Here is an 18,668-nt window from a genome sequence, read left to right as displayed (position 1 = left end):
GATCGTCTCGGGTAGTGAGCCGGTCGTCGTCCTGGTGGACACGAGTGGTGCCCGGATCGTCCAGGCGCCGCCAGCAGGCCGGCCCGGAACGGAGATCGTGATGTCAGCTTCTGTGTCCATGCCGCTCGGCGGCGTGCAGGTGGGTTCCTTCGACGACTACCTGCAGGCCCAGCGGGCGGTGGACTTCCTCTCCGACGAGAAGTTCCCCGTGGAGAACGTGACGATCATCGGCAGCGACCTGCGCATGATCGAGCGGGTCACCGGCCGGCTCAGCTGGGGCCGGGCGATCGCCGCCGGCGCGGCCAGCGGTGCCTGGTTCGGCTTCTTCGTCGGCCTCCTGCTGAGCATCTTCGCCGAGGACGGCAGCGCCTGGTTCGGCTCGATCCTCACCGGCCTGCTGATCGGCCTGGTGTTCGGCGCGGTGTTCGGCGCGGTCGGCTACGCGGCCTCGCAGGGGCGGCGCGACTTCACCAGCACCAGCAAGGTGGTGGCCAGCCGCTACGACGTCATGTGCAACCCGCAGTTCGCCGAGCAGGCGCGCGCCGAGCTCGCCCGCCTCTCGCTGCGGGGCTGAACCGTCCGGGACGGCGCCTCGCGCGGCGCCGTCCCGGTCGGCCGCCACCCCGCGCGCGTCTCCGCAGCGCGGGGACCGGCGGGGCGTGCGGGTCAGCGCAGCACGGCGAAGGTGATCGCGGCGGCCGCGGCCACGCCGAGGGAGTCCACGCCCGGCCGCATCGGGATGCGGGCGCGGACGTCGACCGCGGCCTGCGCCTGCGGGGTGAGCCCGGGTCCCTCGGCGCCGAGCAGCACGGCCGTGCGCGGGTGCGCCCGGGTGTCGATCCCGGCCAGGTCGACCGCGTCGGCGGCCGGGGTCAGCGCGACCGTCTCGTAGCCGGCGGCGCGCACCTTCTCCAGGTCACCGGGCCAGTCGGCGAGGACCGCGATCGGCAGCGACAGCACGTGCCCCATCGACACCCGCACGCACCGGCGGTACAGCGGGTCGGCGCAGGTGGGGTCCAGCAGCAGCCCGTCGATGCCCAGCGCCACCGCCGAGCGCGCGATCGACCCGATGTTCTCGTGGTCGTTGAGCCCCTCCAGCACGGCCAGCCGCCGGGGCGCGGTCGGGTCGGGGCCGGCCAGCAGCTCGTCGAGGTCCGCCGGGGGGAGCCGGTCGGCCGAGGCCAGCACCCCGCGGGTCAGCCGGAAGCCGATCACCTCCGACAGCACCCACCGGTCGGCCTCGAAGGCGGGCACGTCGTCGGGCAGCTGGAGGTCGGCGACCCGGCCGGGGATGCCGAACACGCTGCGCACCGGGTAGGGCGAGGCCAGCAGCCGCTGCACCGCCGGCACCCCCTCGACGATCACCGGCCCGGTACCGCGCTCCGTGCCCGGCTTCCGGTCCCCCGCCACCAGGTCGCGGAAGTCGGCGACCCGCTCGTCGGCCGGGTCGGTGATCAGCACGGGCGGAGTGGACACGCCGACGATCATCCCCGCCGCCGTCCGGGCCGGGATCAGGTGACCTGATCGTCGGTGCTCCTGGCTCAGCTCACAGGGTGAGCCAGGAGCACGGGAGCTGAGCCAGGACCGGTCGCTGTCCACAGATCAGCGAGGTGCGGACCCGCGGTCCACAGATCGGTGACGAGGCCACCGCAGGCCACCGCCGTCCCCCAGGGTCGATGCCGTGCACCCGGTCCTCCGAGACGCTGCCCTCCGCCAGTGGGGCGCCTTCACCGCCTCCGACGTCGCGCACGCCGGGCTGGCCCCCACCGACGTCCAGTCGGCGCTGCGCCGCCGGGAGTGGTCCCGCCTCAGACGCGGCGTCTACGTCGAGCGCGACGTCCTCGAGGACGCCATCCGGCGGGGCGATGCCGCCAGCCACCGCCTCCGGTGCGCCGCCGTGCTGCTGTGCCTGGGTGGGCGGCCGGCGGTCAGCCACGCCTCGGCGGCCAGGCTCGCCGGCCTCCTGGCGCCCCGGGGTGCTGAGGCCGACCACGTGTCGTTGACCGACGAGCAGCAGTGGCGCACCGGCCGCGGCTACGCCGTGATGCGGGCCGCACTGCCCGCCCACCACGTCCGCGTGGACGGCCGGTTCCGGACCACCGGCCCCGCCCGGACGCTGGTCGACTGCGCGCGATCCTGGTCCCTCGAGGACGCCGTCATCGCGATGGACGCCGCCCTGCACAGCGAGGAGGTGACCGAGGCGGAGCTGCGCACGGCTGTCCTCGAGCAGACCCACTGGGCGGGGATCGGTGCAGCGGCACGAGCGGCCGGCCTGGCCGACGGCAGAGCGGAGTCACCTCTCGAGACGCTCGGCCGCCTGCGCATGCTCGGCAGCGGCCTGCCCGCGCCCGAGCTGCAGATGGACCTGCACGGCCCGCGGGGCTTCGTCGGCCGGGTCGATGCCTGGTGGGAGGACGCCGCCGTCGCCGTGGAGTTCGACGGCCTGGTCAAGTACACCGACCCGTTCGACGGCCGGTCAGCCGCTCAGGTCCTGTGGGAGGAGAAACGGCGTGAGGACGAGCTCCGCGATCTCGGCGTGCGGGTGCTGCGCATCGTCTCCGCCGACCTGGGCGAGGCCTGGCCGGTGAAGGTCGCGCGGCTCAGGAGCCTGTTGGCGACCAGGTCCCCGATGACCCCGCGGGTGCGAGCCACCCCGGCCCAGCGCCGACGCCGTCCGACGGCCTGACCGTCCGAGCTCACCACGCTTGCTCCTGGCTCATCCCACACCGTGAGCCAGGAGCGAGCACGATCAGGTCACCTGATCCCGGACGGCAGGTTCGACGGGCGCGATCCCGTGGTGCACCGCAAGATCGACGGCGTGAGCAGCCAGGGCACCACGGTCATCGGCGGCGGCATCTCCGGGATCGCCTGCGCCCGCGCGCTGGCCGACCGGGGCAGGACGGTCCAGGTGCTCGACCGGGGCCGCCGGCTCGGCGGCCGGATGGGCGGCCGCACCCTGCACGGCCGCGTCGTCGACCTGGGCGCCTCCTACCTGACCGTCGGCGAGGACTCCCCCTTCGCCCCGGTGGTCGCCGACTGGGTCGACCGCGGCCTGGCCCGGCCGTGGACCGACACCTTCGCCGTCGCCGGGCCCGACGGCGTCGAGCAGACCAAGACCGGCCCGGTGCGCTACGGCACCGCCGGGGGTCTCCGCACGCTGGTCGAGGACCTCGCCACCGGGCTCGACGTCCGGCTGGAGCGCAGCGTGCAGGCGGTCACCGGGAACGGGCGGCCCTCGGTCGACGGGGAGCCCGTGGACGCCGTCGTCCTGGCCATGCCCGACCCGCAGGCCGCGCGGCTGGTGGGCTCCGCCGAGGTCCCGGACGCCGACTGGCAGCCCACCCTGTCGGTCGCCCTCGGCTGGGCGACCCGGCGCTGGGCCGCCGACCTGCACGGCGCCTTCGTGCACGACTCCCCGGTGCTGGACTGGCTGGCCGACGACGGCGACCGGCGCGGTGACGGCGCACCCGTGCTCGTCGCGCACAGCACGCCGGCGTTCGCCGCCGCCCACCTCGACCACCCCGACGCCGCGGCTCCGGCGATGGCGGCCGCCGTGCGCGCGGCGCTGGGCATCGCCGAGGAGCCGGAGTGGAGCCACGTGCACCGCTGGAGCTTCGCCAAGCCGGCCGCCGCCCGCGACGCGCCGTTCGGCCTCACAGGCGGCCTGGGGCTGTGCGGCGACGGCTGGTCGGCGCCGTCGAAGGTCGAGAGCGCCTGGCGGTCCGGGAACGCCCTGGGCCGCGCCCTGGCCGACACGCTCCCCGCCTGACCCGGGGACCGGACGCGTGCCCGGAGGTTTCGCACCACCCCCCGGCCCGGCGGTGGCCGGCGCCGAGATCGAGCGGTCGGAGGGGTCGGTCCCCAAGGCCGTGCTGCGCGCGATCGGCGTCCCCGCCCTGGTGGCCACCGTCATCGGGCTGGCGTTCGTCGTGGTCTTCCTCGACGCGTTCCACGCCGCCCAGCCGCACGACCTGCCGGTCGGGGTGGTCGGCGACGCGGCCCAGGTCGACCAGGTGCGGTCGGCGCTCGAGCAGGCGACGCCCGGGCACTTCGCCGTCCAGGGCGTGGCCGACGAGGCCGCCGCCCGCGCCGCGGTGCTGCAGCACGACCTGTACGGCGTCTACCTGCCCGGGACGCCGGCCCGGCTGCTGACCGCCGGGGCGAACGGACAGGGCGTCAGCATGACGCTCACCCAGGCGTTCACCCCGCTCGCGCAGCAGGCCGGCGGGTCCCTGCAGCCCGAGGACCTGGTGCCGCTGGCGCCGGGCGACTCCCGTGGCCTGGGCATCTTCTACGCCGCGTTCGGCGTGGTGCTCGGCGGCTTCCTGTTCGGCATCCAGACCTACTCGGCCGCCCCGAAGCTGCCGCTGCGCTGGCGGGTCGTGAGCATCCTGCTGTTCGCGGTGGTGTCCGGCCTGCTGGTCGCCTGGGCGGCCGACGTCCTCTTCGCCGCCGTCCCGGCCGGGTTCGGCACCGTGGCGCTGCTGGTCGGGCTGCTCGCGCTCGCCGTGGCGGCCCCGGCCGCGCTGGTGCTGCGGGCGATCGGCTCGGCCGGCACGTTCGTCACCTCGCTGGCGCTGGTCATCCTCGGCAACGCCAGCAGCACCGGCAACCTCCCCGACGCCTACCTCCCACCGTGGCTGGCGCCGCTGGCGGGGATCCTGCCGCCGGGGGTGGCCGTGCGCGCGCTGCGCGGGGCGACCTACTTCGCCGACGACGGCGTGACCCGCGCGTACTGGGTGCTGGGGCTGTGGGCGGTGGTCCCGCTGCTGCTCATCGCGGGACTCGACGCGTTCCGCCGCCGCACGGCCCGCTGATCCGGCTACGGTGACGGCCGCGCATCCCCCGTCGGGGGTGCCCTCGTCACAGGGGGTCCAGCTGGCGACCGCAGCGGCCGAAGAGGTGGGCATGCAGCCGACCGACCGGGAGGACCCAGGACCGGGGCGCCGTGCTGCCTTCTCCCGCCTGGCCGTCGGGATGGCGGTCCTCGGCCTCGCCGTCGGCGCCGTCTTCCCGTTCTTCGCGGTGCTGCTGGGGGTGCCGGCCGTCTACGCCGGGACGCCGGACTTCCGCGCGGCCTGCCTCGCGGCGGGGCTGGTGCTCGGTGCGGCGAACTGGCTGCTCGCCCGGCACGTGATCGGCACCCGCCTGCAGGTCCTCGCCGGCCGGCTGGGCGACGTGGCGGCGATCGCCGGTGACCCCGCCGCCCTCGCGTCGCGCACGACGCCCCCGGTGACCGACCTGGCGATCCCCGTGCACTCCACCGACTCCCTCGGGGTCGCCGCGACCGCGTTCAACGCCCTGCTGACCGCCCTCGAGCGCGAGCGCCGCTTCCGCTCGGTGGTGCACGCCACCAACGACGTCCTCGCGCTGCTCACCGACGACGGCCGGATCTCCTTCGTCTCCGACTCGGTCACCACCGTGCTCGGCTGGGCGCCCGGTCAGTTGATCGGCCGGCACGCCTCCGGCCTGCTCTTCGCCGAGGACGACCACCTGTTCACCGACATCGGCGCGCCGATCAGCCACGACGGGCAGCCCTCCCAGGTGTTCCTGGTGCGGGTGCGGCACGCCGACGGCGGGTGGCGCCACCTCGAGGTGAGCTCCTCCGACCGGCGTGACGACCCCACCATCGCCGCTCTGCTGATCACCGCGCGCGACGTCACCGAGCGGCTGGAGCTGCAGCGCCGGCTGGCGCACCAGGCCACCCACGACGACCTGACCGGCCTGCCCAACCGCGCCGCGCTGCTCGCCCGCGGGAGCGAGCTGCTCGCCGGCCCGGTCCGGCTGGCCGTGCTGCTCATGGACCTCGACCGCTTCAAGGAGGTCAACGACACCCTCGGCCACAGCTACGGTGACCGGCTGCTGGCCCAGATCGGTCCCCGGCTGACCCCGCTGCTGCGCGAGGTCGACCTGGTGGCACGGCTGGGCGGCGACGAGTTCGCCGTCCTGCTGCCCGAGGTGACGCCGCAGGAGGCGTGCGCCGCGGCGACCCGGCTGCGCACCGCGCTGACCGCCCCGTTCCCCGTCGACGGGATCACCCTGGACGTCGACGTGAGCATCGGCGTGGCCGTCGGTGCCGGGCCCGAGGAGATCGGCGCGCTGCTGCGCCAGGCCGACGTGGCGATGTACCTGGCCAAGGAGGGACGCACGCGCGTGGAGCTCTACGACCCGGCCGCGGAGGACCACGACCGCCGCCGGCGTCTGCTGATGCGGGCGCAGCTGGACTGACGACCTCCCCGTTGACCCGGCGGGAGGATTTCATCTACCGTTGAGTTCATCACTCGATGAGTTCTCCTCGGAGGCCGACGTGAACGCTGTCGACATCGCCGACCTGGTCGTGCACCGCGGGGCGCGACCGGTCCTCCACCAGGTGTCCTGTGCGGTGCCGCGCGGACAGGTCACCGGCCTGCTGGGCCCGAGCGGCGGCGGCAAGAGCACGCTCCTGCGCACGATCGTCGGGGTGCAGCGCACCACCGCAGGCACCGTGCAGGTCCTCGGGGAGCCTGCCGGCTCCGCCGCCCTGCGCTCCCGCGTCGGCTACGTCACCCAGGCGCCGAGCGTCTACCCCGACCTGACCGTCCGGCAGAACGTCCGGTACTTCGCCGCGCTCTCCGGCCGGCGGGCGGCCGCCGCCGACGCGGCCGTCGCCGACGTGGGGCTGCGGGCAGCCGCCGGGCAGATGGTCGGCGACCTCTCCGGCGGGCAGCGCAGCCGCGTGTCGCTCGCCTGCGCGCTGGTCGGCCGGCCGGACCTGCTGGTGCTGGACGAGCCGACCGTGGGGCTCGACCCGGTGTTGCGGGTGGAGCTGTGGAGCCAGTTCCACGCGCTCGCCGCCGCGGGGACGACGCTGATCGTCTCGAGCCACGTGATGGACGAGGCCGGCCGGTGCGACCGGCTGCTGCTCCTGCGCGAGGGCCGACTGCTCAGCGACTCGACGCCGGCCGAGCTGCGCACCGTCGCCGGGACCGACGACCTGGAGGAGGCGTTCCTCTCCCTGGTGCGCGCCGTGGAGGTCGCGGCATGACCACGCTCGAACTGCACACGACCGACTCCCCCCGCCGGCCGCGGGCCTGGTCGCCCCGGCTCAGCGGGGCCACCGCGAGCCGCGTGCTGAGCCAGCTGCGCCACGACCACCGCACCGTCGCCATGCTGCTGGTGCTGCCGAGCGCGCTGCTGGGTCTGCTGTACCTGATCTGGTCCGAGGTGCCCACCGCCCCGGGGCAGCCCAGCACCTTCGACCGGGTGGGGCTGGTCATGCTCGGCGTCCTCCCGTTCGTCGTGATGTTCCTGGTCACCAGCATCGCGATGCTGCGCGAGCGGACCTCGGGGACGCTGGAGCGACTGCTGACCACCCCGCTGTCCCGGCCGGACCTGTTGCTCGGCTACGGCGCGGCCTTCGGGCTGGCCGCCACCGGGCAGGCGCTGGTGACCGCCACGGTCGCCGTCACGGTCTACGACCTGGACGTCGCCGGCCCGCTCGGCCTCGTCGTGCTCATCGCCGTGGTCGACGCGGTGCTCGGGGTGGCCCTGGGCCTGCTGGCCAGCGCGTTCGCCCGCACCGAGTTCCAGGCGGTGCAGCTCATGCCCGTGGTCGTGCTCCCCCAGTTCTTCCTCTGCGGTCTGCTGGCCCCGCGGGGCCAGCTGCCCGGCTGGCTGCAGACGGCGGGCGACCTGCTGCCGCTGACCCACGCGGTCGAGGCGCTGGCCGAGGTCGGCAGCTCGACGGCGGCGACCGGCAGGATGTGGGCGGACGTCGGCATCGTGGCCGGCACCGCGATGCTGTCCCTGGGGCTCGCGGCGGCCACCCTGCGGAGGAGGACCAGCTGAGCGACCCGGCGGCACGACCACGGCGCACCCGCCCCACCGGACGTCGTCCGGGCACCCCGGGCACCCGGGACGCCGTGCTGGCCGCGGCCCGCGCCACCTTCGCCGAACGCGGCTTCGACGGCGCGTCGATCCGGGTGATCGCCACAGCGGCCGGCGTCGACCCGGCTCTCGTGCACCACTACTTCGGCAGCAAGGACAAGCTCTTCCTCGCCGCGGTCGAGGCACCGGCCGACCCCGAGGACCTGCTGCCCGAGGTCCTGGCCGGCGGCACCGCCGACCTGGGCGCGAACGTCGTCCGGCTGCTGTTGCGGGTCTGGGACGGACCGGCGCGGGCCGGCGGCCTGGCGTTGATCCGCTCCGCGGTGAGCAACGAGTGGACCGCCCGCCTGCTGCGGGAGTTCCTCGTCGCCCGGGTGCTGCGCCGCGTGGTCGGCACGCTGGACCTACCGCCGGCCGAGGCCGAGGCCCGCGGGGCGCTCGTCGCCTCGCAGCTGATCGGGGTGGTGATGACCCGGTACGTGCTGCGGGTGGAACCGCTGGCGTCCGCCTCGACCGAGGAGCTGGTGGCGGCCGTCGGGCCGACCGTGCAGCGTTACCTCACCGGGGACGTCGACCTCCCCGGGTCGGTCACCCCGCCCCCCTAGGCTCTCGGCTCGATGAGCGACGACGAGGGCTCCCGGTTCGCCGCCGACCCGCTGACCGACCCCGTCTTCGCCGCCGCCCCTCCCACGACCGCGGCGGCGGTCTGCCGCGGGGTGGGCAAGACCTACCGGACGGCGACCGAGTCGGTCACCGCCCTCGACGACGTCACGCTGTCGATCCCCCGGGCGCAGGTGACCGTGGTGGTCGGGCCGTCGGGGTCGGGCAAGTCCTCGCTGCTGCGGCTGCTGGCCTGCATCGACTCCCCCGACACCGGCGAGGTGCACGTCGCCGGGCAGCGGGTCGACCGGCTGGGTGCCCGGCGCCGCCGCCGGCTGCGGCAACGGCAGGTGGCCTACCTGTTCCAGCGCCCGGGCGAGAACCTGCTCCCCTACCTCGACGCCGTCGCCCAGGTGCGGCTGGCCGCCTCGCTGCGCGGCGCCCCGGTCGGCGCGGACGACGCCCGGGCGCTGCTGGCCCGGCTCGGGCTGGCCGACCGCGCCGACCACACCCCGGCGCAACTGTCCGGCGGTGAGCAGCAGCGCCTCGCGGTGGCCTGCGGCGTGGTGGGCGGGCCCGCGCTGGTGGTGGCCGACGAGCCGACGGCCGAGCTGGACACCGCGGCCGCCGAGCGGGTGCTGGCCGCGATGGAGGACCTCGCGGCGGCCGGCGTCGCGTTCGTCCTGTCCTCCCACGACCCGCGGGTGATGGCCATCGCCGACGGCTTCGTCCGGCTCGACCACGGCCGGCTGGTGGGCGCGTGAGCGCCGGCGGGTTCACCGGCGCCGGGCTGGTGAAGCGGTTCTCCCGCGGCGCGGAGACCGTCACCGCCTTGGCCGGGGTCGACCTGCACGTGGACGCCGGCGAGCTCGTGGCGCTGGTGGGCCCCTCGGGCTCGGGCAAGAGCACCCTGCTGGCGCTGCTGTGCGGCTGGGAGACCGCCGACTCCGGCGAGCTGACGTACCGCGGCCCGCTGGCCGACCGCCCGCCGGTCGCGCTGGGCTGGCCGGAGCTGGCGCTGGTTCCCCAGGCGCTGGGGCTGGTCGCCGACCTCAGCCTCGCCGACAACGTGCTGCTGCCGGCCCGGCTGCGCGGCACCACCGCCGCCGAGGAGACCCGGGCCGCCGGGCTCCTGACCGACTTCCGCGTCGACCACCTGGCCGACCGGTACCCGCACCAGGCCTCGCTCGGCGAGCAGCAGCGGGTCGCCGTGGCGCGCGCCCTCCTGCTGCGCCCGGCGGTCCTGCTGGCCGACGAGCCCACCGCCCACCAGGACCGCGACAACGCCGACCGGCTGCTCGACGCCGTCGGTGCGGCCGCCCGGGCGGGCGCGGCGGTGCTGATCGCCACCCACGACGAGCTCGCCTGGGCCCGCGCCGACCGGGTGCTCTCGATGCGCGACGGGCACCTCACCGACGGGCCCCCGGCATGAGCCGTCCCCCGCTCTGGCGGCTGGCACCGTGGACCCGGGCACCGCTGCTGGGCCTGCGCCAGCCGGCCGCCGTCCTGGCCGTGCTGGTGACCTCGGCGATCCTGGCCTGCGCGGTCGCCTCGGCCCCGCTGTTCCTCTCCTCCGCCCGGTCCGGGGCGCTGCAGCAGCAGCTCGCGCCGCAGTGCGCGGAGGCCGGCTGGGGTCAGACCGGCGCCTTCGTCCTGCAGTTCGACCAGAACGGCCGGCCCACCGGCCAGCGGTTCGACGGCCCGGCGCTCGACGGCGCGCTCGAGCGGGGGTGGCGGGAGACAGGGCACGAGAGCGTCCCGGTCATGGCCACCGGCGCCATCGGCACCACCGACACCGGACCGGTGGCCGGGCTCGTCCGGGACGCGGCCGGCGCGGCGCTGGCCGTCCCGGGCACCGTGTTCTACCGCCCCGGTGCGGTGGACGACGTCGAACGGGTCGACCCCGGCGGCGGCGACGGGGTGTGGGTGCCGCGCAGCTGGGCCGACCAGGCGGGCATCGCGGCCGGCGACACGATCACCGTCGCCGACTCCCCCGTTCCCGTGGCCGGGCGTTACACCGACCTGTTCGCCACCACTCCGTCGTCGGTGTTCTGCGACTACCGGCAGCTCTACGCCAACGACACCAGCGCCAACACCCCGCCGCCGGCCCTGCTGCTGGCCACCGACCCGACGACCTTCGCCCGGCTGGCAACGGGGTTCGGTGGCGTGTCGACGCTGCGCCAGGTGCACACCGACCCCGCCGCGCTCTCGGTCTCCGACGCCCGCGCGCTGCTGACCGACCAGGCGAGCGCCCAGGCCGCCGCCGCCGTCGGCGCCCGGGTGCAGGGCCCGCTGCCCGGCACCCGGCTGGCCGACGCCGCCGACCGGGCCGGGCTGATCGAGCGCGGGCTGCGCGGACCCGTCGTGCCGGTGGCGGTCGCCGGCGGGCTGCTGGCGCTGGTGCTCGTCGCCGCGGCCGGCAGCTTCTGGGCCGACCGCCGGGCCACCGAGGTGCGGCTGCTGGCCGCCCGCGGGGTGGGCCCGTTGCCCCTGGCCGGCAAGGCGGCGCTCGAGCTCGAGCTGCCCGCGCTCGCCGGGGCCGCGCTGGGCTGGGCGGCGTCCCGGGCGCTCGTCGCCGGACTGGGCCCCGCCGACGACCTCGACCCCTCGGCCAGCACGGCCGCGGTGCGGGCCGGCGTCGGCGCGTTCGTCGTCGGGCTGGGCGCCGCCGCGCTGGTGGCCGGGCTGCGCGCGCGCAGCACCGCCGAGCGGCCGATGGGCGCCGCTCCCCGCTGGCCCGCGCGGGTGCCGTGGGAGCTGGCCCTGCTGGGCGCCGCCGGCTGGTGCTGGGCGCTGCTGCAGGACCGTGACGCCGTGGTCAGCGAGGCCAACGTCGCCCAGGTCAACGGGCTGCTGGTGGCCTTCCCGCTGCTGGCGATCGCCGGTGCCGCCGTCCTGCTGGGCCGGCTGGTGACCGCCCTGCTGCCCCGTCTGCGCCGCTGGGCCCGGCGCCGTCCTCCCGCGGTCTTCCTGGCGGTCAACCGGCTCGGCGCCGCCCGGCTGGCGACCGGCACGCTCCTGGTCGCCGTCACGCTGCCGGTCGCCGTCCTGGGCTACACGGCCACCCTCACGGCCAGCGCGCAGACGACGCTGGACGCCAAGGTCGGCGTGCAGATCGGCGCCGCGCGGGCGGTCGTGGCGGTGGCCCGGTTCGCCCCCACCCCGGCGGTCGACGCGGTCGGCACCTTCGTCGTGCGCTACGACGGCAGCGCCGAGGTGCCCGACCGTCGAGGTGGCGCCCCGGACCGCGGCGACGTGCAGGTGCTCGCCGTCGACCCCGACGACCTCGCCGGCACCGCCTTCTGGGACGACTCGTTCGCCGACTCCTCGCTGCCCGCGCTGATGGCCGCCCTGGACGGCCCGGAGGTCGACGGCCGGCTGCCCGTGGTCGCCACCGACCTGGCCCTCGGCGACGCCGACCTGCGGGTGGGCAGCACCCCGGTCGGGGCCGAGGTCGTCGACGTGGCCCGGGTGCTGCCCGGCCGGCGCAGCAACGCCCCGCTGGTGCTCGTCGCCGCCGACCGGTTGCCGGAGATCCCGCGCAGCGCCGGCGCCGCCCGGGTCGGCGAGGTGTGGACGAACGGCCCGATCGAGCCGGCGCTGGACGCCGTCCTCGACGCCGGGGCCACCGCGACCCGCCTGATCGAGCCGGGCCAGGTGCAGCAGCGGGCCAACTTCCTGGGCATCACCTGGACCTTCGGTTACCTGTCCGCGCTGGCCGTCTTCGTCGGGGTCATCGCCGTGGGCGGGCTGCTGCTGTACCTGGAGGCGCGCTCGCGCACCCGGGTGTCGGGCTACGTGATGGCCCGGCGGCTCGGGCTGACCCGGGCCGCGCACCTGCGCTCGCTGCTCGTCGAGCTGGCCGGGGTCGCGGTCGTGGGCTCCGTGCTGGGCGGCGTGCTGGCCGCCGGCGCCGTCGCGCTGGTGTACCGCCGGCTGGACGTCGACCGGCTGCGGCCGCCGACCCCGCTGCTCGACGTCCCGTGGCCGGCGCTGGCCGGCAGCGTGGTCGTCGTCCTGGTCGTGGCCGGGCTCGCCGCGCTGTACGCCCAGCGGGCCGCCGACCGGGCCGACCCGGCGTCGGTGCTGCGCGAGGACGCCTGAGGGCGCCGGACGTCGTCCTGCCTCACCGCACGTGCTCCTGGCTCACCTCCTGCCGCGAGCCAGGAGCAGCCACGATCAGGTGACCTGATCCCGGCGGGGCGAGAGCGGCCAGCCGGTGAGCCGCTCGTAGCGGGGGGCGGAACCCAGGTGGCTGCGCCACAGCACCGCCTCCGAGGCGGTCCAGACCGGGCCGCGGTGGCCGGCCAGCCGTTCGGGCAGCGCGGCGTCGGCGTCCTGCCCGGGGCGCCAGCGGCCCACGGTCAGGTGCGGCCGGAACGGCCGGTCCTCCACGGGCAGGCCCACGGCGCGGGCCGCATCGGCCAGCCGCCCGGCCAGCGCGGTCAGCGGGACGACGTCCCCGGCCAGCCCCGCCCAGCAGACGGCGGGCCGGCGCCGGGAGCCGAACCGTCCGGCTCCGGCCAGCTGCAGCGACAGCGGCGGCGTCCCGGCCACCGCCGCGCCCACGGCGGCGGTCAGCGGCGCGAGCAGCGGCGCCGGCACGTCGCCGAGGAAGACCAGGGTGAGGTGCCAGCGCTCGGGCGCCGTCCAGCGCGGCGCCCCGGGTGCGGCCCGCAGCGGGGCCAGCGCGGCATCGAGGTCGGCGATCGCGGCCGGGGGCGGGTCGACGGCGAGGAACAGCCGGCCGGCGGTGCCGGGGACCGGCTCGCTCAGCCCGACACCACCAGGCCCGCGGCCTCGAGCTCGCTGAGCAGCCGCAGCCGCTCCAGCTCCCGGGTCGCCGGCGGCTCGGTGCGCAGCCGGTGCGGCACCTGCAGCAGGTCGGCGGCCTCCATCAGCACGTCGTCGTAGGCGGCGAGCAGGTCGCGGCGGCGCTCGCCGGACAGCCCGCCGGGGACCATCGACAGCTCACCGGTCAGCCGGCGCAGGTCGGCGGCGACCGCCTGCAGCGGCCGGCGCGGGCCGGTGACGGCCCGCTGCGCCCCGGTGCCGGGGCTGCGGCGGCCGACCGGGTGGTGGCCGGCGGCGGCCGGCCGTGGGGTGGCCGGCCCGGCGACCCGGGGTGGCGCCGGAGCGGGAGGCGGCGGGGGCGGCTCCGCCGCGGCGGCCGACCGGCTCATCCGGACCAGCAGGCGGACCAGCAGCGCGAGCAGGAGTGCGCCCACGGCGACCAGCGAGGCGAGGCCGCCGAGTTGCAGCAGCGACGCCCCGGCATCTGCGGAGACCGACCCTGGGAGGGGCACCCAGCGACGGTATCGCCGTCAGCGCCGAGTCACAACGCCGACGCTCAGGGCGACGGTCATCGAGCCGGGTCGCGCGCCACCTGGTCGTCGGGGACGGCCTCGGCGGGCATGCCGCCGTCGGCCTCCTCGGCCAGCACCGCGACCTGGTTCGGCGGCGCCGTGGCCGCCACGTGCAGCTGCAGGCTCGGCGGCAGGACGTGCATCTCCAGCCGCACCCGGCGCCCGCGGGCCAGCAGCGCACCGGCGACGACGGAGACGACGACGCAGACCAGGCCGCCGCTGATGAGGCCCCAGGGGGCACCCAGCCGCTCGGAGATCCAGCCGATCAGCGGGGCCCCGATCGGCGTCCCGCCCAGGAAGGCCATGAAGTACAGCGCCAGCACCCGGCCGCGCCACTGCGGCTCGACGCCCAGCTGCACGAAGCTGTTGCAGGCCACGCTGAACACCAGCGCCGCCGCACCCGTGGGGACAAGCAGCACGGCGAAGGCCCAGTAGCTGCGCATCAGCCCGCTGACCACGAGCAGGACGCCGAAGGCGACGGCGGAGACGATGAGGAACCGCTGCAGCGGCCGGGTGCTGCGCCGCGTCGAGAGCAGCGCGCCCGACAGCGAGCCCACGGCGTAGGCGGTCGACAGCAGCCCGAAGGCGCCGGCACCCAGCCCGAACACCTCGCGGGCCATCAGCGCGATGGTGATCTGGGAGTTGAAGCCGAACGTGCCCAGGGTGAAGGCCAGGCTCATCGCCAGCAGCAGGTCGGGGTGCCCGCGGGTGTAGGCCAGCGTCTGCCGCAGCTGCCCGCGGGAGCGCGGGGCGGGTGGGCTCGGGTCGAGCTCGTCGGCGCGCATGAGCAGCAGCGCGGCGATCGTGGTGGCGAAGCTGGCGGCGTTGACCAGGAACGCCGGGGCGGTGTTGCCGCCGGAGACCGCGATCAGCCCGCCGGCCACCGCCGGGCCCACCAGCCGGGCGGCGTTGAACACGGTGGAGTTCAGGCTGACCGCGTTGGCCAGCAGGTCGGGGCCCACCATCTCCGAGACGAACGCCTGCCGCACGGGGGTGTCCATCGCCGAGACCACGCCGACCAGCAGCGCCAGCAGGTAGACGTGCCACAGCACGGCGGCGTCGGTGGCCACCAGCAGCCCCAGGCCGAGGGCGAGCACGCCCATCACCGCCTGGGTGACCATCAGCAGCCGGCGCTTGTCGAACCGGTCGGCCAGCACGCCGCCGTAGAAGCTGAAGAACAGGCTGGGGCCGAACTGCAGGGCCGTGGTGATCCCGAGCGCGACCCCGCTGTCGCCGGACAGCTGCAGCACCAGCCAGTCCTGGCCGATGCGCTGCATCCAGGTCCCGGTCTGGCTGACCAGGTTGGCCGACACGTACAGCCGGAAGTTGTGCGCGCGCAGCGCCCGGAACGAGCCGGGGCGGGGTGCGGGGTCAGCAGCCGTCGAGGTCACCCACTGGCGAGCTTGTCCATGATGACCGCGGCCTCGCGCAGTGTGGCGCGCTCCTCGGCGGTGAGCTCCTGCAGCTGCCCGGACAACCACGCCTCGCGGGCCCGGACCTCCTCGGTCAGCAGGTCCTCCGCGGCCTGGGTCAGGCCGATGACCACCTGCCGGCCGTCGGTGGGGTGCGGGGTGCGGGTGACCAGGCCCTGTGCCTCGAGGGCGACGACGACCCGGGTCATCGACGGGGGCTGCACCCGCTCGTGCGCGGCCAGTTCGCCCGGGCTCATCGGACCGTTGCGCTTGAGCGTCGACAGCGCGGCCAGGTGCGTGAGCGTGACCGTGGTGTCGACGCGCTGGTTGCGCAGCCGCCGGGAGAAGCGCATGACAGCCAGGCGCAGGTCGTGGGCGAGCGCCGCGGTGTCCAGCGTCGTCCGTGCCACGGGGCCCACCTTAGTCGAAGTCCGAAGCACGTCTAACCATCTCGGCTACAGGAGCTGCTGGATCGGGTCGAGCGCGAAGTAGACGACGAAGACGGCGGCCACCACCCACATCAGTGGGTGGACCTGGCGGCCGCGGCCGGTGGCGACCCGCAGCAGCACGTAGCTGACCACCCCGGCGCCGATGCCGTTGGTGATCGAGTAGGTGAACGGCATCAGCGCGATGGTCAGGAACGCCGGGATGACCAGGGACATGTCGCCCCACTCCAGGTCGCGGATCTGGCTGATCATCATCGCCCCGACGATCACCAGCACGGGGGCGGCCGCCTCGGAGGGCACGACCTGCACCAGCGGGGTGAAGAAGGTGGCGGCCAGGAACAGCACGCCGGTGACCACGCTGGCCAGCCCGGTGCGGGCGCCGTCGCCGACACCGGCCGCGCTCTCGATGTACGTGGTGTTCGACGAGACGCTCGCCGCACCACCGGCCGCGGCGGCCAGCGAGTCGACCAGCAGCACCGGCTGCGAGCGCGGCAGGTTGCGGTCCTCGTCGAGCAGGTCACCCTCCGCACCGACGGCGGTGACCGTGCCGACGGTGTCGAAGAAGTCGGCGATCATGATCGAGAAGACGATGAGGACGGCGGCGAGCAGGCCGATCCGGTCGAAGCCGCCGAACAGCGAGACGTTGCCGATCAGCGACAGGTCCGGGAGGTCGAAGACCTGGCCGGGCCAGGTGGGCACCTGCAGCGCCCAGCCGTGCGCGTCGGCCACGGCGCCGTCGGGGCCGGTGCGCGGGCCGACGTCGGCGATCGCCTCGACGACGATGGCGAACACGGTGGTGACGACGATGCCGATCAGCAGCGCCCCGCGGACCTTGCGCACCACCAGGACGCTGGTGAGCAGCAGGCCGGCGACGAAGGTGAGCATCGGCCAGCCGGCCAGCGCCCCGTTGACGCCGAAGCTGATCAGCGGGTTGCCCGGCCGGATGATGCCGGCGTCGGCCAGCCCGATGATGGTGAGGAAGAAGCCGATGCCCACGGCGATGGCGATCTTCAGCTGGGCCGGGATGGCGGTGAACACCGCCCGGCGGAACCCGGTCAGCACCAGCACGGTGATGAGCAGGCCCTCGAGCACGACCAGCCCCATGACCTCCGGCCAGGACAGCTGGGTCGCGGCGTAGACCCCGACGATCGCGTTGATGCCCAGCCCGGTGGCCAGCGCCAGCGGGTAGCGCCCGACGATGCCCATGGCGACGGTGAGGACGCCGGCGACCAGCGCGGTCACCGCGGCGACGGAGGCGAACGGCAGCGTCGTGCCGTTGATGTCGGCGCCGGACAGGATGATCGGGTTGAGCACCACGATGTAGGCCATCGTGAAGAAGGTGGTCGCGCCGCCCCGCACCTCGCGCCCGAACGTCGAGCGGCGCGCGGTGACCTCGAAGTACCGGTCGACGCCGTTCTTCGGCCGCATCGTCGGGCCGGCGCTGCGCCGGGGCCCGTCGCCCGCCGGCTTCTGCTCCCCCGCGGCCCCCACCGCCGTGCTGCCGGTGCGTGCGGGCATGCGGACGGGACGCGACCTGCTGGGCATGAGGGACCCCTTGGTACGGCGCCGGCGAACGGTCGCGCGAGGTGGCTCCCCGGCGGTACCGCCCGGCGTGGGTGGCTGCGAGCGGCGACAGCGTGCCACACGCGGCGCCCCGGGTGGGTTCCGTCGGGGTAACGGCCCGCCGTCCAGGCCCTAGGGTCGGGGCGTGCCCGCGCCCACCCGCCCGTCCCCGCCGCCCCTGCAGGTCGACACCGTGCGCGTCGTCCTGGCCGGCACCGCGTTGTGGGCGGTCGCCCTGGTCGTGCTGCTGGTCCTGGGCGACGCCGTCGACCGGGTGTGGACCTGGACCTGCGTCGCCGGCGTCGTCCTCCCGGGCCTGGGCCTGGCCCTCATGCGCCGGCAGGGCCAGCGCTAGGCAGGAGGGAGTGCAGCCGCCGCGATCAGAGCAGTGGCGGACGTGGGCGAGCAGGACGACGAAGGCCGGGGACGGGACACCGCACGCGCCAGCGTGCTCGGTGATCAGGTCGCGGGGCCGGAGGCTCCCGACCTGATCACCGGGAGCGGCTCAACGGCACCGGGGCACGGCACCTGGCCGCGCTGCGACCCGGCAGGGTCGCCGTGTCACCGCGCTGCGACCCGGCAGGGTCGCCGTGTCACAGCACGTCGAAGTCCGCGGTGTCGTAGCGCGCGGTCGGGACGAACTCGGCCGGCTCGCCGCCGGTGCGCTCGAGGCTGGCCTGGCTGTGCGCGCCGCAGCCGTAGTCGGCGGTGACCACGCGGCCGTCGGCCGGGGAGAACCCGTTGCTGCAGGCGCCCAGCGACAGCCGCAGGGAGCCGGCCAGCGGCAGGTAGAAGCCGCAGGTCGCGCACGGGCCGGGCGCGTGCCGGGCCATGGCCGACCGGGGGCCGAACTCGCTCTCCCGCCAGCGCTCGGCGGCCTCGTTGCGCCCCTCGACCGACAGCACCCGTTCGCGGCCGATGCCGATCTCCTCGGCGACCACGCGGCCGGCCGGGTCGTCGGCGGAGTCGTCGTCGGCGAGGTAGGAGGGCACCAGGCGGGGGTCGTCCTCGGTGGAGGGCAGGACGTCGCCCACCGACAGGTCGCCCGGGCGCAGCCGCTCGTGCCACGGCACCCAGGCCGGGGCGAGCAGCGCGGAGTCGCCGGGCAGCAGCACGACCTCGTCGAGGGTGGGCTGCTCGTCGCCCGGGACGACGGCGAGCGTGACCGCCCAGTGCCAGCCCCGGTAGCCCGACAGCCCGGCGGCGAAGGAGTGCGTGAGCACCACGCCCAGGGCCGGGTCGGCGTCCTCCGCGACCGGCTCGGCGTGGGTGCCGAGGTGCTCGCCGACGACCGCCGGGTCGCCGGCGACGTCGACGGCGGCGGCGCGGGCCAGATCGACCGCGGCGGCCAGCACCTCTTCCGGCGCGGGTCCAGGGGCGGCGGCGGAGGCAGCGGAGTCGGACACACCGCCATT

The 18,668-nt window shown here is 75.9% G+C and carries 19 protein-coding genes; 12 read left to right on the top strand and 7 right to left on the bottom strand.

What is annotated here, in order from left to right:
* Nucleotides 1–100: 100 nt before the first annotated feature.
* Entirely contained in the window at nt 101–574 is a 474-nt protein-coding gene (locus ACGBYP_RS16690) for a general stress protein (RefSeq protein WP_411585888.1), read from the top strand.
* A 92-nt stretch (nt 575–666) separates the two neighbouring features.
* Here the strand turns inward: ACGBYP_RS16690 and ACGBYP_RS16685 are convergent, their stop codons facing one another.
* Nucleotides 667–1,476 carry a TrmH family RNA methyltransferase gene (locus ACGBYP_RS16685; protein ID WP_411585887.1) on the bottom strand — a complete coding sequence of 270 codons (810 nt, stop codon included), beginning with the start codon at nt 1,474–1,476 and terminating at the stop codon, nt 667–669.
* Between the two features lie 205 nt (nt 1,477–1,681).
* On the opposite strand from ACGBYP_RS16685, the gene ACGBYP_RS16680 reads away from it, so the two are divergent.
* The 10 genes from ACGBYP_RS16680 to ACGBYP_RS16635 all read left to right on the top strand — a co-directional run bounded on the left by ACGBYP_RS16680 (nt 1,682) and on the right by ACGBYP_RS16635 (nt 12,570).
* Nucleotides 1,682–2,686: a type IV toxin-antitoxin system AbiEi family antitoxin domain-containing protein gene (locus ACGBYP_RS16680; protein ID WP_411585886.1), complete on the top strand. Its 1,005-nt coding sequence runs from the start codon at nt 1,682–1,684 to the stop codon at nt 2,684–2,686.
* Between the two features lie 132 nt (nt 2,687–2,818).
* Nucleotides 2,819–3,769 carry an NAD(P)/FAD-dependent oxidoreductase gene (locus tag ACGBYP_RS16675; RefSeq protein WP_411585885.1) on the top strand — a complete coding sequence of 317 codons (951 nt, stop codon included), beginning with the start codon at nt 2,819–2,821 and terminating at the stop codon, nt 3,767–3,769.
* Between the two features lie 16 nt (nt 3,770–3,785).
* Nucleotides 3,786–4,817, top strand: a complete 1,032-nt coding sequence (locus ACGBYP_RS16670) for a hypothetical protein (RefSeq protein ID WP_411585884.1) — start codon at nt 3,786–3,788, stop codon at nt 4,815–4,817.
* A gap of 91 nt (nt 4,818–4,908) precedes the next feature.
* Complete coding sequence (locus ACGBYP_RS16665) at nt 4,909–6,228, top strand: diguanylate cyclase domain-containing protein (protein WP_411585883.1); 1,320 nt, start codon at nt 4,909–4,911, stop codon at nt 6,226–6,228.
* Between the two features lie 79 nt (nt 6,229–6,307).
* The gene (locus ACGBYP_RS16660) at nt 6,308–7,024 is read left to right on the top strand and encodes an ABC transporter ATP-binding protein (RefSeq protein WP_411585881.1); all 717 of its coding nucleotides are present in this window, start codon (nt 6,308–6,310) and stop codon (nt 7,022–7,024) included.
* Nucleotides 7,021–7,827 (top strand): ABC transporter permease, encoded by an 807-nt coding sequence (locus ACGBYP_RS16655; RefSeq protein WP_411585879.1) that lies wholly within the window; start codon nt 7,021–7,023, stop codon nt 7,825–7,827. The genes ACGBYP_RS16660 and ACGBYP_RS16655 overlap by 4 nt, the downstream gene beginning before the upstream one ends.
* A 74-nt stretch (nt 7,828–7,901) precedes the next feature.
* Complete coding sequence (locus ACGBYP_RS16650) at nt 7,902–8,471, top strand: TetR family transcriptional regulator (protein WP_411585877.1); 570 nt, start codon at nt 7,902–7,904, stop codon at nt 8,469–8,471.
* A 12-nt stretch (nt 8,472–8,483) separates the two neighbouring features.
* Nucleotides 8,484–9,230 carry an ABC transporter ATP-binding protein gene (locus ACGBYP_RS16645; RefSeq protein ID WP_411585875.1) on the top strand — a complete coding sequence of 249 codons (747 nt, stop codon included), beginning with the start codon at nt 8,484–8,486 and terminating at the stop codon, nt 9,228–9,230.
* The gene (locus ACGBYP_RS16640; protein WP_411585873.1) at nt 9,227–9,898 is read left to right on the top strand and encodes an ABC transporter ATP-binding protein; all 672 of its coding nucleotides are present in this window, start codon (nt 9,227–9,229) and stop codon (nt 9,896–9,898) included. The genes ACGBYP_RS16645 and ACGBYP_RS16640 overlap by 4 nt, the downstream gene beginning before the upstream one ends.
* Entirely contained in the window at nt 9,895–12,570 is a 2,676-nt protein-coding gene (locus ACGBYP_RS16635; RefSeq protein ID WP_411585871.1) for an FtsX-like permease family protein, read from the top strand. Before ACGBYP_RS16640 ends, ACGBYP_RS16635 begins: the two co-directional genes overlap by 4 nt.
* Before the next feature lie 75 nt (nt 12,571–12,645).
* Here ACGBYP_RS16635 and thpR read toward each other — a convergent pair whose 3' ends face one another.
* From thpR to ACGBYP_RS16610, 5 genes are read right to left on the bottom strand one after another with little or no spacing between them, the layout of a single operon-like run.
* Complete coding sequence (gene thpR / locus ACGBYP_RS16630; RefSeq protein ID WP_411586062.1) at nt 12,646–13,209, bottom strand: RNA 2',3'-cyclic phosphodiesterase; 564 nt, start codon at nt 13,207–13,209, stop codon at nt 12,646–12,648.
* A 29-nt stretch (nt 13,210–13,238) separates the two neighbouring features.
* Complete coding sequence (locus tag ACGBYP_RS16625) at nt 13,239–13,772, bottom strand: hypothetical protein (RefSeq protein ID WP_411585870.1); 534 nt, start codon at nt 13,770–13,772, stop codon at nt 13,239–13,241.
* Nucleotides 13,773–13,828: 56 nt separating this feature from the next.
* The gene (locus ACGBYP_RS16620) at nt 13,829–15,223 is read right to left on the bottom strand and encodes an MFS transporter (RefSeq protein WP_411585869.1); all 1,395 of its coding nucleotides are present in this window, start codon (nt 15,221–15,223) and stop codon (nt 13,829–13,831) included.
* Nucleotides 15,220–15,654 (bottom strand): MarR family winged helix-turn-helix transcriptional regulator, encoded by a 435-nt coding sequence (locus tag ACGBYP_RS16615; protein WP_411585868.1) that lies wholly within the window; start codon nt 15,652–15,654, stop codon nt 15,220–15,222. Before ACGBYP_RS16615 ends, ACGBYP_RS16620 begins: the two co-directional genes overlap by 4 nt.
* 45 nt (nt 15,655–15,699) lie before the next feature.
* Nucleotides 15,700–17,208 carry an NCS2 family permease gene (locus ACGBYP_RS16610; RefSeq protein WP_411585867.1) on the bottom strand — a complete coding sequence of 503 codons (1,509 nt, stop codon included), beginning with the start codon at nt 17,206–17,208 and terminating at the stop codon, nt 15,700–15,702.
* Nucleotides 17,209–17,398: 190 nt separating this feature from the next.
* Between ACGBYP_RS16610 and ACGBYP_RS16605 the strand changes: the two genes are divergently transcribed.
* Nucleotides 17,399–17,608 carry a DUF2530 domain-containing protein gene (locus ACGBYP_RS16605; protein WP_411585866.1) on the top strand — a complete coding sequence of 70 codons (210 nt, stop codon included), beginning with the start codon at nt 17,399–17,401 and terminating at the stop codon, nt 17,606–17,608.
* A gap of 238 nt (nt 17,609–17,846) precedes the next feature.
* On the opposite strand, the gene ACGBYP_RS16600 is transcribed toward ACGBYP_RS16605, so the two are convergent.
* Complete coding sequence (locus ACGBYP_RS16600) at nt 17,847–18,659, bottom strand: DUF3027 domain-containing protein (protein WP_411585865.1); 813 nt, start codon at nt 18,657–18,659, stop codon at nt 17,847–17,849.
* Between the last annotated feature and the right edge of the window lie 9 nt (nt 18,660–18,668).

Origin of the sequence: Modestobacter sp. SSW1-42, from assembly GCF_046635825.1 — a bacterium.
In the GTDB taxonomy this organism is placed as follows: Bacteria; Actinomycetota; Actinomycetes; order Mycobacteriales; family Geodermatophilaceae; genus Modestobacter.
The sequence above is the reverse complement of the archived record's forward strand: the minus strand, read 5'-3'. Positions and strand labels throughout refer to the sequence as shown.

Coding starts and splice junctions, on each gene's coding strand:
- ACGBYP_RS16665 (WP_411585883.1), top strand. CDS start 4,909: ATGCAGCCGACCGACCGGGAGGACCCAGGACCGGGGCGCCGTGCTGCC.
- ACGBYP_RS16645 (WP_411585875.1), top strand. CDS start 8,484: ATGAGCGACGACGAGGGCTCCCGGTTCGCCGCCGACCCGCTGACCGAC.
- ACGBYP_RS16655 (WP_411585879.1), top strand. CDS start 7,021: ATGACCACGCTCGAACTGCACACGACCGACTCCCCCCGCCGGCCGCGG.
- ACGBYP_RS16690 (WP_411585888.1), top strand. CDS start 101: ATGTCAGCTTCTGTGTCCATGCCGCTCGGCGGCGTGCAGGTGGGTTCC.
- ACGBYP_RS16635 (WP_411585871.1), top strand. CDS start 9,895: ATGAGCCGTCCCCCGCTCTGGCGGCTGGCACCGTGGACCCGGGCACCG.
- ACGBYP_RS16610 (WP_411585867.1), bottom strand. CDS start 17,208: ATGCCCGCACGCACCGGCAGCACGGCGGTGGGGGCCGCGGGGGAGCAG.